The organism is Methylobacterium sp. CM6257, assembly GCF_054611515.1.
The window spans coordinates 2,980,796-2,996,192 of record NZ_CM137735.1; the positions used below are offsets into that span (position 1 = coordinate 2,980,796).

Annotated in this window: 6 protein-coding genes; 2 read left to right on the forward strand and 4 right to left on the reverse strand. The window is 69.7% G+C overall.

What is annotated here, in order from left to right; genetic code table 11:
- Window positions 1–53: 53 nt before the first annotated feature.
- Window positions 54–2,579: a glycogen/starch/alpha-glucan phosphorylase gene (locus tag ACYCO6_RS14595; protein ID WP_459772461.1), complete on the reverse strand. Its 2,526-nt coding sequence runs from the start codon at window positions 2,577–2,579 to the stop codon at window positions 54–56.
- 320 nt (window positions 2,580–2,899) lie between these two features.
- Between ACYCO6_RS14595 and ACYCO6_RS14600 the strand changes: the two genes are divergently transcribed.
- Window positions 2,900–4,483, forward strand: a complete 1,584-nt coding sequence (locus ACYCO6_RS14600) for an alpha-amylase family glycosyl hydrolase (protein ID WP_459772463.1) — start codon at window positions 2,900–2,902, stop codon at window positions 4,481–4,483.
- Between the two features lie 190 nt (window positions 4,484–4,673).
- Window positions 4,674–6,212: a glycogen synthase GlgA gene (gene glgA, locus ACYCO6_RS14605; protein WP_459772465.1), complete on the forward strand. Its 1,539-nt coding sequence runs from the start codon at window positions 4,674–4,676 to the stop codon at window positions 6,210–6,212.
- A gap of 67 nt (window positions 6,213–6,279) precedes the next feature.
- On the opposite strand, the gene glgB is transcribed toward glgA, so the two are convergent.
- The 3 genes from glgB to ACYCO6_RS14620 all read right to left on the reverse strand — a co-directional run bounded on the left by glgB (window position 6,280) and on the right by ACYCO6_RS14620 (window position 15,358).
- Window positions 6,280–8,559 carry a 1,4-alpha-glucan branching protein GlgB gene (gene glgB, locus ACYCO6_RS14610; RefSeq protein ID WP_459772467.1) on the reverse strand — a complete coding sequence of 760 codons (2,280 nt, stop codon included), beginning with the start codon at window positions 8,557–8,559 and terminating at the stop codon, window positions 6,280–6,282.
- Window positions 8,556–11,831: a maltose alpha-D-glucosyltransferase gene (treS, locus tag ACYCO6_RS14615; protein ID WP_459772469.1), complete on the reverse strand. Its 3,276-nt coding sequence runs from the start codon at window positions 11,829–11,831 to the stop codon at window positions 8,556–8,558. Before treS ends, glgB begins: the two co-directional genes overlap by 4 nt.
- Before the next feature lie 146 nt (window positions 11,832–11,977).
- A complete protein-coding gene (locus ACYCO6_RS14620) occupies window positions 11,978–15,358 on the reverse strand; it encodes a maltotransferase domain-containing protein (protein ID WP_459772470.1) in 3,381 nt (1,126 codons plus the stop codon).
- Window positions 15,359–15,397 lie beyond the last annotated feature (39 nt).

Sequence of the window (15,397 nt, forward strand, 5' to 3'; positions counted from 1 at the left end):
CCTGCACCCGCGAACGGTCACGGACCTTTCGGATCCGTGACCATGCCGGCGGCTCAGCCGAGGCGAACCCGCCAGATCTCCTCGGCGTATTCCCGCATCGCCCGGTCGGAGGAGAACCACGCCATGCGGGCGGTGTTGCGGATCGCCTTCGCCCACCAGCCGCGCTTGTCGCGCCACGCGGCGTCGATGGCGCGCTGCATCCGCCAGTAATCGTCGAAATCGGCGGTCAGCAGGTACTGGTCGCGCTGGCGCAGGTCGTCGGTGAGCGGCCGGAACCGGCCAGGCTCCTCCGGCGAGAAGCGCCCCGAGGCGATCATGTCGAGCGCCGCCGCCAGACGCGGCGAGGCCTGGATCGCCCGAGCGGCGTAGTCCGGCTCGGCCTGCCGGGCCTGAACGCCCGCGGCGTCGAGGCCGAAGATGAAGATGTTCTCCGCCCCGACATGGTCGCGGATCTCGATATTGGCGCCGTCCAGCGTGCCGACCGTGAGCGCGCCGTTGAGGGCGAACTTCATGTTGCCGGTGCCCGACGCCTCCATGCCGGCGGTGGATATCTGCTCGGACAGGTCGGCGGCCGGGATGATCGCCTCGGCGAGGCTCACCGAGTAGTTCGGCAGGAACACCACCTTCAGCCGGTCGGCCACTTCGGGATCGTCGTTCACGGCCTTGGCCACGTCGCAGGCGAGCTTGATGATCAGCTTGGCCCGGACGTAGCTCGGCGCCGCCTTGCCGGCGAAGATCTTCACCCGGGGCGTCCAGTCCCGGTGCGGCTCGGCCTTGATCGCCTGATAGAGCGCCACCGTCTCGATCACGTTGAGGAGCTGGCGCTTGTACTCGTGGATGCGCTTGACCTGGACGTCGAACAGGGCATCCGGATCGATGTCGATGCCGGTGCGCTCGGCCGCGATCCTGGCGAGCGCCTCCTTGCGCTGGCGGCGCGTCGCGGCGTAGCGCGCCACGAAAGCCGGATCCTCCGCGTGAGCCTCAAGGCCGCGGAGCAGCGCCGGATCATCGAGCACGCCCGCCCCCACCGTCTCCACGGCGAGCCGGGTGAGGCCCGGATTGGCGTTGTGGAGCCAGCGGCGGAAGGTGATGCCGTTGGTCTTGTTGACGATCTTGTCGGGATCGAGCGCGTGCAGGTCGGCGAAGACCGTGGAGCGCATCAGGTCGGTATGCAGCGCCGAGACGCCGTTGACCCGGCGGGCGCCGTGGAAGGCGAGGTGCCCCATGCGCACCCGCCTTCCGTGGGACTCGTCGATCAGCGAGATCGAGGCCAGGTAGGCGGCATCCTGGCGGCCGTGCTTGGCCTGCTCCTCCAGGTGCATCCAGTTGATCAGGTAGATGATCTGCATGTGGCGCGGCAGCAGCCGCTCCATCAGCTCCACCGGCCAGGTCTCCAGCGCCTCGGGCAGGAGGGTGTGGTTGGTGTAGTTCAGCGTGTTGGTGGTGACGTGCCACGCATCCTCCCAGGAGAGGCCGTGCTCGTCGAGCAGGAGGCGCACCAGCTCGGGCACCGCGATGGCCGGGTGCGTGTCGTTGAGCTGGATCGCCGCGTGGTCGGGCAGGGAGCGCACGTCGCCGCGCTCGGCCACGTGGCGGGCCACGAGATCCTGGATCGAGGCCGCGGTGAAGAAGTATTCCTGGCGCAGACGCAGCTCCTGGCCCTCGGCCGAGGAATCGCTCGGGTAGAGCACCCGCGAGATCGCTTCGGCGCGCATGCGCGCCGCGACCGCGCCGACATGATCGCCGCCGTTGAAGCGGGCGAGGTCGATGGGCTCGCCGGCCTCGGCCTTCCAGAGCCGTAGGCCGTTGACGTGACGCCCGCGCCAGCCGACCACCGGCACGTCGTGGGCCACCGCCCGCACGGTCTCGGCCGGCTGCCAGTGCCGCCGGATCACCCCCTCTTCCGGCGAGGACAGCGTGACGGCGCCGCCGAAGCCGATCGTGTAGGTCGCCTCGGGGCGGGCGAATTCCCAGGGGTTGCCCTCGGCCAGCCAGGTCTCCGGGGCCTCGCGCTGCCAGCCGTCCTCGAAGGACTGGCGGAACAGGCCGTGGTCGTAGCGGATGCCGTAGCCCATGGCCGGGATGCCGATGCTGGCCATGCTCTCCATGAAGCAGGCGGCGAGCCGTCCGAGGCCGCCATTGCCCAGAGCCGCATCGGGCTCGGCATCCTGCACGGCGTCGAGGTCGACCCCGAGTTCCCGGAGCGCGGCCCGGGTGCTCTCGGTGAGGCCGAGATTGTTCAGCGCGTCCGACATCAGTCGGCCGATCAGGAATTCCAGCGACAGGTAGTAGACGCGCTTGTTGGGCACGCCGCGCTCGGCGGCGAGGGATGCGGCCACGATCCGGTCGCGCAGGGCCAGCGCGGTCGCCGCGAACCAGTCGCGCGGGCGGGCGGTCTCGGGCGTACGGCCCAGCGCGAAGGTGAGCTTGGCGCGGATCGATTCACGCAGGTCCACCACGGCATCGCCGCTGGCGGACAGCGCCGGGGCGGTCCATGAGGCGGGTGCCGGGTTCTCAGAGACGCGCTCGTCGCGCGAGGCGTCTTGCGGCCCAGGCCGGATCAGAACGTCGTTCAACACGTGCGGGTCCCCCAAAGTCAGCTCCCCGAATTCTAGCGCCGGGGGTATCGTGGGCGGATTATCTCTTTTGACGGATTGCCGGCGCATGAACGACCGAGCGATCCGTGCCCCGAAGCGTCCGACTGTGCGATCGGCTTCCGGCGAAGTCGTGGCAGCGCCGCTCCAGCGGAGCGCACGGGCACGCCCCCGGAGATATGGCGCCGCGTCGTGTCATTCCAGCCACACCCGCGCGTGGCCCTGCTGCACCGGGCGCATCCGTCGCCGGTCGCCAGCGCCGGGATCTGCGGTTAACCCTGGGCCGGCAACGCGAGAGGCGCAGGATGACCGATACTGTCTGGTGGAAGCGCGGGACCGTCTACCAAGTCTATCCGCGCTCCTTTCAGGACACGGACGGCGACGGTGTCGGCGACCTGCCCGGCATCACGGCGCGCCTCGACTATCTCGCCTGGCTTGGGGTCGACGCCGTGTGGATCTCGCCCGTCTACCCCTCGCCCATGGCGGATTTCGGCTACGACGTGGCCGATTACTGCGGGATCGACCCGCTGTTCGGCACGCTCGCGGATTTCGACGCGCTCATCGCCGAGGCCCACCGGCGCAGGCTGAAGGTCATCCTCGATTTCGTGCCCAACCACTCCTCGATCGCGCATCCCTGGTTCGCGGAGAGCCGGTCGTCGCGCGCGAGCCCGAAGCGGGACTGGTACATCTGGCGCGACCCGGCCCCCGGGGGCGGTCCGCCGAACAACTGGCTGTCGAATTTCGGCGGCTCGGCCTGGACCCTCGATGAGGCGACCGGCCAGTACTACTACCACGCCTTCCTGGCGGAGCAGCCGGACCTGAACTGGCGCAACCCCGCCGTGCAGGAGGCCATGCAGGACGTGCTCCGCTTCTGGATGGAGCGCGGCGTCGACGGGTTCCGGGTCGACGTGATCTGGCACCTGATGAAAGATGCCGGATTCCGCGACAACCCGGCCAATCCAGACTACGCGCCCGGCGCGCCCGAGATCGGCCGCTTCACCCAGGTCTATTCCGCCGACCGGCCCGAGGTGTTCGACGTGATCGCCGGGATGCGGGCGGTGCTGCGCCCGTACGGCGAGCGCGTGCTGATCGGCGAGATCTATCTGCCGGTCGAGCGGCTGGTCGCCTATTACGGCCCGGACCTCACGGGGGCCGACCTGCCCTTCAACTTCCAACTGATCCAGACGCCGTGGCGGGCGGACGCGGTGGCCGACCTCGTGGCGAGCTACGAGGCGGCCCTGCCCGAGGGCGGCTGGCCGAACTGGGTGCTGGGCAACCACGACCAGCCGCGCATCGCCGCCCGCGTCGGGGAGGATCAGGCCCGCATCGCGGCGATGCTGCTGTTGACCCTGCGCGGCACCCCGACCCTCTATTACGGCGACGAGCTCGGGCTCGGGCATGTGCCGATCCCGCCCGAGCGCGCCCGGGACCCCTGGGAACGCAACGAGCCCGGGCACGGCCGCGACCCGGAGCGTACGCCGATGCAGTGGGACGAGAGTCCGCAGGCCGGCTTCTCCACGGTCGAGCCCTGGCTGCCGCTGGCGGAGGATTGGGCGACCCGCAACGTCGAGAGCCAGCGCTCGGACCCGGCCTCGATGCTCACCCTGCACCGGCGGCTGCTCGCCCTGCGGCGCGACCACGCGGCGCTGTCGGTCGGCGGCTACCGGGGCCTTCCTCTCGGGGCCGCGGACGTGTTCGCCTACGAGCGATTCGCCGGCGACACGGTCCTGCGGGTGGTCCTGAATTTCGGGACCCTCGGGCAGATGCTGCCGTTGCCCGAGGGGACCTGGACCGTGCTGCTCTCCACGCGCGCCGGGCGGGCGGGCGAGACGGCCCGGGCCACCCTCGCCCTCGCGGCCGCCGAGGGGGTGATCCTGCGCCAAGACTGAACTGGAATGCAGTATTTTCGCCGCAATGCCACATAAGTAAGTGAAGCTTAACGCTGATAGTGGCCTATTTTGTGCGTCGCAGCGGAACCGTGGCGGCGGAGGAGCATTGGACGTGGTTGAGATCGCGACAGCCGTGCCTGGCCGATCCTCTGCCAGATCGGGGCATTCCGCCCGGCCAGGATCAATGCTGATGCTCGATGCGCGCCGTGGTGGTTCCTTCGCCGAACGGACGTCCGGCGAAGGCGACGGCGTTCTGCACGTGACGATCCCGGCCCGGCCGGCCTCGCTGCGCCGCCGCATCCTCTACGCCACGCCCGAGATGGCCGATTTCGTGAAGACCGGCGGTCTCGGCGAGGTTTCGGCCGCCCTGCCCCGGGCCCTGGTGCCGCATTACGACATCCGCGTCCTGATCCCCGGTTACCGTCAGGTCCGCGCCGCCTTCCCCGATATCCCGGTTGTCGCCCGGCTCGACGGGTTCGCGGGTGTTCCTCCTTGCGACCTCGGCCTCGTGGAGGCGGCGGACGGGTTGCGGATCTACGTCCTGCTGAGCCCCGATCTCTACGAGCGCGATGGCACGCCCTATGGCGACCAGCACGGCGATTTCGGCGACAACGACCTGCGCTTCGCCCGCCTCAGCCTCGCGGCGGCCGAGATCGCCGCCGGCATCGACCCCGACTGGGCGGCCGACCTCCTGCACCTCAATGACTGGCAGGCAGCGCTCGCCCCGGCCTACCTCGCCTGGCGTGGCCGGCGGGTGCCGAGCGTGCTGACGATCCACAATCTCGCCTACCAGGGCCTGTTCCCCCGGGACGCCCTGCCCCGCCTCGGCGTGCCCGAATCGGCCTTCCAGGTGGACGGCGCCGAGTTCTACGGCCAGCTCTCCTTCCTCAAGGCCGGCATCTTCTACGCCTCGCAGGTCACCACGGTGAGCGAGACCTATGCCCGGGAGATCCAGACGCCCGAGATGGGCTGCGGCCTCGACGGGCTCCTGCGCACCCGCGCCGGCCAGGGCCGGCTCGCCGGCATCCTCAACGGCATCGACGAGACCTGGGACCCGAGCGCGGACCCGCACCTCGCCACGCGGTTCGAGGTCGACGACTGGAAGGGCAAGCGTGCCAATGCCGAGGCGGTGCGCCGCCAGTTCGGGCTGGCGGTCTCCCGTGGGCCGCTCTTCGCCATCGTGTCGCGCCTCGTCCACCAGAAGGGCATCGACCTGAGCCTCCAGGCGGCCGAGACCATCGTGGCCGAGGGCGGCCAGCTCGTGGTGATCGGCCAGGGCGAGGGCCGGTTCGAGCAGGCACTCCGCGGACTGGCCAAGCGCCATCCCGACGCGGTCGGCGTCCATGTCGGCTTCGAGGAGGCGCAGGCCCGGCGGATGTTCGCGGGCAGCGACTTCCTGCTGATGCCCTCGCGCTTCGAGCCCTGCGGGTTGGCTCAAATGTACGCGCAGCGCTTCGGCTCCCTGCCGATCGTGCGCCGGACCGGGGGCCTCGCCGACACGGTCGAGGACGGGGTCACGGGTTTCACCTTCGCGGAGGCTTCGGCCGCCTCCTTCGGAGCGGCGGTTCGCAGGGCGCTGGAGGCCTTCGGCCAGAAGAAGCGCCTCAACGCCATGCGGCGGCGCGCCATGACGTCCCGCTTCGGCTGGGATCAGGCCGCCGACAGCTATGCCGGGCTCTACAGCCGCGCCATCGGCAACAGCATCGCCCTGCGCTGGCGGGCGGCGTAGGGCGCGGCGGGTCCCGAGGCTTCCCTCCCCCGCAGAGGGAGGAGGGAGAGCGCGGCGCGTGACCTCCTCACCCCTCCAGCAGGAAGATCATCGTGGCGAGCGGCGGCAGGGTCAGGCACAGGCTCTGCCCCTGGCCGTGGCTCGCCTGATCCTCGGTGTGGCGGCCGCCCTGGTTGCCCATGTTGGAGCCGCCGTAGACCCCGGCATCCGAGTTGAACGCCTCGCGGTAGAAGCCCGCCTGCGGCACGCCGATCCGGTAGCCCTCCCGCGGCACTGGCGTGAAGTTCGACACCACGATGGCGACCTCGCCGGGCTTGGCGCCCTTGCGGGCCCAGGCGATGACGCTGTTGTCCTGGTCGTCTGCCACCAGCCACTGGAAGCCGGTATGCTCGACGTCGCGGCTGTAGAGGGCAGGCGTTGAGACGTAGAGCCGGTTGAGGTCGCGGATCGCGCTCTGGACGCCCTTGTGTAGGGGATCGTCCAGCAGGTGCCAGTCCAGGCTGGAATCATGGTTCCACTCCCGCTCCTGGCCGAACTCGCCGCCCATGAACAGCAGCTTCTTGCCGGGATGCCCCCACATGAAGCCGAAATAGGCCCGGAGATTCGCGAATTTCTGCCAGCGGTCGCCCGGCATCCTGCCGAGGAGCGAGCCCTTCCCGTGCACGACCTCGTCGTGGGAGAGCGGCAGGATGAAATTTTCCGAGAAGGCGTAGAGAAGCCCGAAGGTCAAGTTGTGGTGGTGGTAGCGGCGATGGATCGGATCCTCCTGCATGTAATGCAGGGTGTCGTGCATCCAGCCCATGTTCCACTTGAAGCCGAAGCCCAGGCCGCCCGTGTAGGTCGGGTGCGAGACGCCCGGCCAGGAGGTCGATTCCTCCGCCACCGTGATCGTCCCGGGGGCGTGGCTGTAGGTCGCCTCGTTGGTCTTGCGCATGAAGTCGATGGCGTCGAGATTCTCGTTGCCGCCGTAGCGGTTCGGGATCCACTCGCCCTGGCGCCGGGAATAGTCGAGGTAGAGCATCGACGCGACGGCATCCACGCGCAGGCCGTCGAGGTGGTAGTGTTCCAGCCAGAACCGGGCATTGGCAGCCAGGAAGGTCGCGACCTCCGTACGGCCGAAATTGTAGATGTAGGTGCCCCAATCCTGGTGGAAGCCCTGGCGCGGGTCGGCGTGCTCGTAGAGATGCGTGCCGTCGAACAGGCCGAGCCCGTGGGCGTCGAGCGGGAAATGGCCTGGCACCCAGTCGAGCAACACGCCGATCCCGGCCTCGTGGGCGGCGTCCACGAAGGCGGCGAAATCTTCGGGTGAGCCGAAGCGGCTCGTCGGCGCGAACAGCGAGACCGGCTGATAGCCCCAGGACCCGTCGAACGGGAACTCGGTGATCGGCAGCATCTCGATATGGGTGAAGCCCAGATCCTTGACGTAGGGGATCAGGCGCTCGGCCAGCTCCCGGTAGGTGAGGTAGCGGTTGCCCTCCTCGGGCACCCGCGCCCAGGAGCCGAGATGGACCTCGTAGACCGAGATCGCCGCGTGGCGCGGATCCTTGGCGCCGCGGGTGCTCATCCAGCCGGAATCGCGCCAGTCGAACTCGCCCGACCCGTGGGTGACCGAGGCGGTCTCCGGCGGGTGCTGGGCCGCGAAGGCGACCGGGTCGGCCTTGAGCGGGACCAGGGACCCGTCGGGCCCGCGGATCTCGAACTTGTAGCTGACGCCGGCCTTGAGGCCGGGCACGAACAGCTCCCAGATGCCGCCGTCCTGCCAGAGGCGCATCGGGTGGCGCCGCCCGTCCCAATCGTTGAAATCGCCGACGACGCTGACCTTGCGGGCGTTCGGGGCCCAGACCGCGAAGCGGAAACCGTCGATGCCGTCGAGCTGACCCGACTGGGCGCCGAGGATCCGGTAGACGAGGTTGGTGCCGACCTCGCGGAGCGCCGCCACGTCGTACTGCTCGATGGACGAGCCGAACCCGTAGGGGTCGTAGCGGCGCCGCTTCGACCCATCCCAGAACTCGACCTCGATCTCGTAGAGCGGCCGGTGCTCACCCTCGACCCGAGCGACGTAGAACCCGTCCGGGTGGCGCTTCTCGAACGGCACGGTGCGGCCGTCCATGACCAGGGCGGCGGCGCGCGCCTCGGGCAGAATGGCCCGCACCTCCCAGGCCTTGGGCCCGACCCGGTGCGGGCCGAGCACCGCGAACGGGTCGCCGTGGTTGGCGGCCATCAGGGCCGCGATCGCGTCCGGGTGGACGCTCGGCGGCGCGCCGGCGGCGCCCGGGACATCCGCGTTCCGCGCCGTCGCCGCTTCAGGGTCGACCCGCGGTGCGAAGGTCTCGTCGATCGCCGTCATTCAGATGCTCCGGGCTCGTATCCGTCCGTGTCCAGAATGGTGAGAACCCCGCGTGCGGGAATTTCGATCCAGTCCGGCCGGTTGTTGGCCTCGTAATCGACCTCGTACAGGGCCTTCGTCAGCAGGCAGAGGCGCAGCAGCCGGGCGCGGGTCCCTAAGTCGGTCACGGCCGCCCGCGAGCCCTCGACCGCGGTCTCGTAGCCGGCGAGGAAGGCCGCCTCGATCATGCCGCGCCACGCCGTGGCGGCATCCCGCGCCCGCTCCTCGGAATCGCCGAACCGGGCGGCGATCTCGCGGGTCACCGTCTCGGCCCCGTACGCGAAGGAGCGCATCAGCCCGGCCACGTCCCGCAGCGGCATCGACTTGGCCCTGCGCTCGTCGGCCGGGCGCGAGGGTTCGCCCTCGAAGTCGACGATGATCAGGTCGCTCTCGGAGACGAGCACCTGCCCGAGATGGTAGTCGCCGTGGATGCGGGTCTTGTGGGCGCCGCGCGGCGGCTCGGCGGTGAGCGCGTCGATCAGCGCCTCGACCTCTTGGCGGCGCTGGCTGAGCGCCGCGCAGGCGGGCTTGCCGGCGTCGAGGCCGCGCTCGGCCAGGCCCTTGAGCGCCCGGAAGGCGCGCTCGGCCTGGTGGCGGGCGTCCCGGGCCAGCACCGCGAGGTCGTCCTCGGTGAACGGCTCGGCCGCGAAGGCCGGATCGTCAGTCTCGATCGCCAAAGCCGAGTGCAGCTCGGCGGTGCGCCGCCCGAGCAGGTCCGCCCAGGGCCGGTGGGCCTGGAACGCCTCCTCGGGCGTCGCGGCCTCGCTCTCGGGGGTGAGCACCACGGTCTCGAAGTCCCGGCGCAGGCCTTCCAGCATCAGGGTCCAGGCGTCGCCCTGGTTCATGACGAATTTCTGCAGCACCGCGAGCGCCGTGCGGGTGCCGTCCTCGGCCACGTGCTCCAGGGTGCCGAGCAGCGCCGGGGTGTTGGCGAAGCCCGCCTGCTCGGTGAGGAAGCGCCCGACCTCGATCTCGGGATGCATGCCCGGCTGCAGGCGGCGCAGCAGCTTGAGCATCATCTTCGAGCCGATGGCGATCGAGGTGTTGCTCTGCTCGGCCGAGAGCCGGCGGATGTCGGCGGGGTCGACCGTGACGTCCGGGTCGAAGGCCGAGGTGACGGCGAAGACGAGCCGCCCGCTCTCCGTGGGGATCTCGCTGCCCCGGCGCATGGCGTCGATCAGGCCGGCGGCGAAGTCGTCGGAGCCGGCCGCACCGTAGAGCAGGCCGGTGCGCGGGCCCCGGCGCACCCGCGCCACCGCGAAAGGCAGCAGCGCCTCGTCCTCGCGGCCCTCGTCGACGCCCACCGGCACGAAGTATTCCTGGGCCTCGCCGTTGGCGAGCTGCACCTGCAGCCGCGGCAGCAGGAAGCGCGGGCTCCCGTCCACGTTCAGGGCGGCGCAGTCGATGACCTTCACGGCCTTGATCCGCGAGCCCTTGGCGCCGAACCAGCGCCGGCTGATCAGGAAAGCGGGCACCACGGTGCGCTCGAAGGCGACGCGCTCGCGCCCGCTCATCAGGGTCTCGATGCCCCCGGTGAGCACCAGGGTGAACAGCTCGGGCGGCTCCTGCTGCGGACCGACCGCGCCGGAGCGCGCGGCGCTGAGCGAGAACCAGTAGAAGCCGTAGGACGGCAGGGTCAGCAGATAGGGCAGGTCGCCGATCGCCGGGAACTCGGTGCCGCCGGTGAGCTCGATCGGCACCGCGGTGCGCAGCTCCGACAGGTCGAGCTGCACCGCCTGCGGGGCGCGGGACAGGTTCGCCACGCACAGGACCCGCTCGTCCTCATGCTCGCGGATCCAGGCCAGGACCTTCCGGTTGCCCGGGTACAGGAACTGGATCGTGCCGCGCCCGAGGGCGACGCTGTTGTTGCGGATCGCGATCATGCGCCGCGTCCAGTTCAGGAGACTCGTCTGCGCCTGGGTCTGGGCCTCGACGTTGATCGCGTCGAAGCCGTAGATCGGGTCCTGGATCGCCGGCAGGAACAGCTTCTGGGGATTCGCCCGGGAGAAGCCGCCGTTGCGGTCGGGGGTCCACTGCATGGGCGTGCGCACCCCGTCGCGGTCGCCGAGATAGATGTTGTCGCCCATGCCGATCTCGTCGCCGTAGTAGAGCACCGGCGTGCCGGGCATCGACAGGACGAGAGACTTCATCAGCTCGATCTTGCGCCGGTCGTTCTCGAGCAGAGGCGCGAGGCGGCGGCGGATGCCGAGATTGATCCGGGCCCGCCGCTCGGCGGCGTAGAACGACCAGAGGTAATCACGCTCCTCCGCGGTGACCATTTCGAGCGTCAACTCGTCGTGGTTGCGCAGGAAGATCGCCCACTGGCAGCCCTCCGGGATCTCCGGGGTCTGGCGCATGATGTCGGTGATCGGGTGCCGGTCCTCCCGGGCGATCGCCATGTACATCCGCGGCATCAGCGGGAAGTGGAACGCCATGTGGCATTCGTCGCCGTTGCCGAAATACTGGGCGGTCTCCTCGGGCCACTGGTTGGCTTCCGCCAGCAGCATCCGGTCGGGATAGCTGGCATCGAGAGCGGCCCGGATCTTCTTGATGACCTCGTGGGTCTCGGCGAGGTTCTCGCAGTTCGTGCCCTCGCGCTCGACGAGATACGGGATCGCGTCGAGGCGCAGCCCGTCGACGCCCATGTCGAGCCAGTAGCGCATCACGTCGATGACAGCTTCCAGCACCTTCGGGTTGTCGAAGTTCAGGTCCGGCTGGTGGCTGTAGAAGCGGTGCCAGAAATACTGCTTGGCGACCGGGTCCCAGGTCCAGTTCGAGGCCTCGGTGTCGAGGAAGATGATCCGCGTGTCCTTGTACGGTTCGTCGGTGTCCGACCAGACGTAGAAGTCGCGCTCGGGCGAACCGGGGGGCGCCTCGCGGGCGGCCTGGAACCACGGGTGCTGGTCGCTGGTGTGATTGATGACGAGCTCGGTGATGACCCGCAGGCCCCGCGCATGCGCCGCCTCCACGAAGGCCTTGAAGTCCTCCATGGTCCCGTAGGACGGGTTGATGTCCCGGTAATCGGCGATGTCGTAGCCGTCGTCGCGCAGGGGAGAGGGGTAGAACGGCATCAGCCAGATCGCCGTGACGCCGAGATCGCGCACGTAGTCGAGGCGCTGGGTCAGGCCCTCGAAATCCCCGATCCCGTCGTTGTTCGAGTCGAAGAACGACTTGACGTGGATCTGGTAGATGATGGCGTCACGGTACCATTGCGGGTCGCTGCGATCGATCATCGCGTCGCTGCCTCATCGGTCGAATCTGACGGAACCGGCGGGGTGACCGGCCGGGGCGCGGGCGGTGGGCCGCCGCGCGGGATGCCATGGTCGGCGACGGGTAAGCCGCCGGGATCAGGTGTCATGGTCGAGTGCCACGCGCGGCCTCAGCCCGCAACCCGCCGCGGCGCCCGGAGGCGCCAGATCACGCAGGATCGCTCGGCCGGATCGAGGGCGATGCGGTGGGTCTTGCCGCGCAGCTCGAACCGGTAGCCCTGGAGCAGGTCCTCGACCTCGACGGCCCCGTCGTCGGGAAGGCCGAACAGCCAGAGCGGCACCTCGTAGGTGCATTCCTGGCGGTTCTTCGGGTCGAGGTTGACCATGGTGAAGATGCAGTTGTCGCGCTCCGGCGTCGTCTTCGCGTAGGCGATGATGCTGTCGTTCCAGGCGCCCGTGAAGGTGACGTTGCGGAAGTCCCAGAGGGCAGGGTTCTCGCGCCGGATCTTGTTCAGCTTGATGATGTGCTCGCGGATATTGCCGGGCCGGTCGTAGTCCCAGGCCTTCAGCTCGTATTTCTCCGAGTTCAGGTACTCCTCCTTGCCGGGATAGGGCGCGGCCTCGCACAGCTCGAAGCCGTTGTAGATGCCGTAGACCGACGAGAGGGTCGCGGCCAGCGTGCCGCGGACGATAAATCCGGCACGGCCGCTCGTCTGCAGGTAGTAGGGATTGATGTCGGGCGTGTTGGCGAAGAAGTTCGGGCGGTAATACTCGCCCATCGGACCGGCCAGCTCCAGGGCGTAGTCGGTCAGCTCCTGCTTGGTGTTGCGCCACGTGAAGTAGGTATAGCTCTGCTGGTAGCCAGCCTTGGCGAGCTTCTTCATCATCTTCGGCCGGGTGAAGGCCTCGGCGAGGAAGATCGCGTCCGGATAGCGGCCATTGACCTCGGCAATCACCCATTCCCAGAACGGGATCGGCTTGGTGTGCGGGTTGTCGACCCGGAAGATGCGCACGCCCCGCGCGCACCAGCCGAGCAGGACGTCGCGCAGCTCGATCCAGAGCGAGGGCAGGGCGCCCCCGTAGAAGTGGACGTTCGAGATGTCCTCGTACTTCTTGGGCGGGTTCTCGGCGAATTTCAGCGTGCCGTCGGGGCGCCACTCGAACCATTCCGGGTGGTTCTTGATCCAGGGATGGTCGGGGGAGCACTGGATCGCGAAGTCGAGGGCGATCTCCATCCCGTAGGCATGGCTTGCCGCCACGAGCCGCTCGAAATCCTCCAGCGTGCCGAGTTCGGGGTGCACGGCCTCGTGGCCGCCCTCCTCCGAGCCCACCGCGTAGACCGAGCCGACATCGCCGGGCTCGGCCTTGAGGGTGTTGTTCTTCCCCTTGCGGTTGGTGCGGCCCACCGGGTGAATCGGCGTGAAGTAGAGCACGTCGAAGCCAAGCTCGCGGATCTCGGGCAGGCGCCGGATCACGTCGTCGAAGGTGCCGTGGCGGTTGGCGTCCATCGACTGCGAGCGCGGGAAGATCTCGTACCAGGCGGAGAACCGGGCCGCGAGGCGGTCGGCGATCACCGGCAGGGTCACGGGATAGCGGGTGAGGTTCACCCGCTCGGCGTTCCGGCGCACGAGGCGCGACGCCTCGGGTGCCAGGATCCGGTCGAGCTGAGCGGCGGAGCCCGTCTCCTCGGCGGCGAGCGCGGCGAGCAGGGCGGCGAGGCGCTCCGCGTCGCGGCCGCCGCGGGTCCGGGCGAGGGAGGCGGCGGTCTCGACGAGCGCCACGCCCTCGATCGTCTCCAGGCGCACGTCGACGCCGGCGGCGCGCTTCTTCAGGGTGTCGCGCACCCAGGACGAGAACGCGTCGCGCCACGCGATCAGGGTGAACTCGTAGCGGGCGTTGCGCTCCAGGGGGAAGTGCCCGGCCCAGCGGTCGTTGTCGACGAAGACCATCGGGTCCTCGCGCCACGTGTCGCTGCCGGCGACCCGCGACAGGATCGCGGCGTCGATGAGCTCGTGGCCGTCGGAGAAGATGTCCGCTTCGACCCGGAGGGATTCGCCGACGATCCGCTTCACCGGCGAGCGGCCGCCGTCGATCTCAGGGCTCACGGCCTCGATCACCACCCGCCCCTCGCCGTCAGGCGTCCCGCGCTCGGGAACCCGCGCGACCTGCTGGGCGCCGGCCGCGAGGATGCGGAGCTCTCCGGGGAGCAGGTCGATGGCGCTACCGGGATGGAAGGCGATCGGCTCGGCCTCCGGGGTCCGGTCGACGAAGGCGCCGAGCATTCCGCCGGTGCGGGCGATGAGCGTGCCGGCCTCCACGGGTACCGGCCGGTCGGTGGGGTTGTAGAGCACGATCAGCCCGTGCTGCGCCGAGGCCGGGTGGCCGGTGTCGAAGCGGGCGAGCGCCACGAGATCGCTGTCGGGCGACGAGATGCGGAGCTGCGCGCCCTCGACATTGGCGGCCGGCAGCTCGGCCCGCAGGGCGTTGACCGCCCGGATGTACCCGGAGATGTCGATGCCGGTCTCGTTCTCGCGGTCGCGCGGGGTGGTCTCGACCACGTGCAGCGCCCGGCGGTAGCCCCACTCGTAGCCGATCGGCATGAGCACGCCCGCCGAGAAGAAGGCGGCGAGTGCGTAGCGGGTGCGCAGGTGGGCCGCCACCGCCTCGGAGCCGCCGCCGATCTCGGCGGCGAGCCGCTTCATGTCGTGGTTTTCCGGGAAGGCGATGGAGGGGGCCAGCACCCGCAGGCGCTCGTACTGCTCCAGCGCCCAGGGCTTCCTCAGGTCCCACCACGCGAAGGAGTTGAACAGGTAATCGAAGCCGGCACCCGCCGTGGCCCGGGCCTCCTCGAAGGTGCAGCCGAGGGTCTCGGCGGCGAACAGGCAGGCCGGGTCGCGGCCCTTGGCCTGCCCGATCAGGACGCGCCAGGTCTCCGGCGGCACCTTGTAGGCGGCGTCGCACCGGAAGCCCGCGACGCCGAGCCCCTGGAGCCGGGCCACGTAGGCGCCCCAGATCCGGGTCAGCTCGTCCCGGGCCGCCGGCGTGTGGTAGTCGAGCTCGGCGAGGTCGCCCCAGACGGTGCGGATCGACGGATCATCCGGATCGACGGCCGCCGGGTGCATGATCGAGCCATCGGGCTCCTTCATGAACAGGTCGGGCCGCTCCGTCGCCAGCCGGGCGTTGTCGGCGGTGTGGTTGATCACGAGGTCGGTCATCACCGACAGGCCGGCGGCTTGCGCCGCGGCGCAGAAGCGGCGGATCTGCTCGTCGTCGGGCGTGCCGTCGGGGTCGCGGAACCGCTCGTCGAGCCGCTCGTGATCCGCCACCGCGTAGAGGCTCTTCGAGCCGCCGGTCTGGTGGAACGGGTTCAGGTAGATCCAGTCGAAGCCGAGACCCGCGATCCGCGGCAGCTCGGCGGTCCAGTCCGAGACGCGCCCGACCAGGAGCGGGAACAGGTTGTAGATCCGCGGCCCCTCGGCCCGGGGTGCCAGGGAGGCCGGCAGGACGGCCTCGGCCCCGGATGTCGCGGCGGCTTTGGTCGGTGCGTTCATGCTGGCTTCTGGCTCCCGTTCACTCTGTCGTAACGCCCG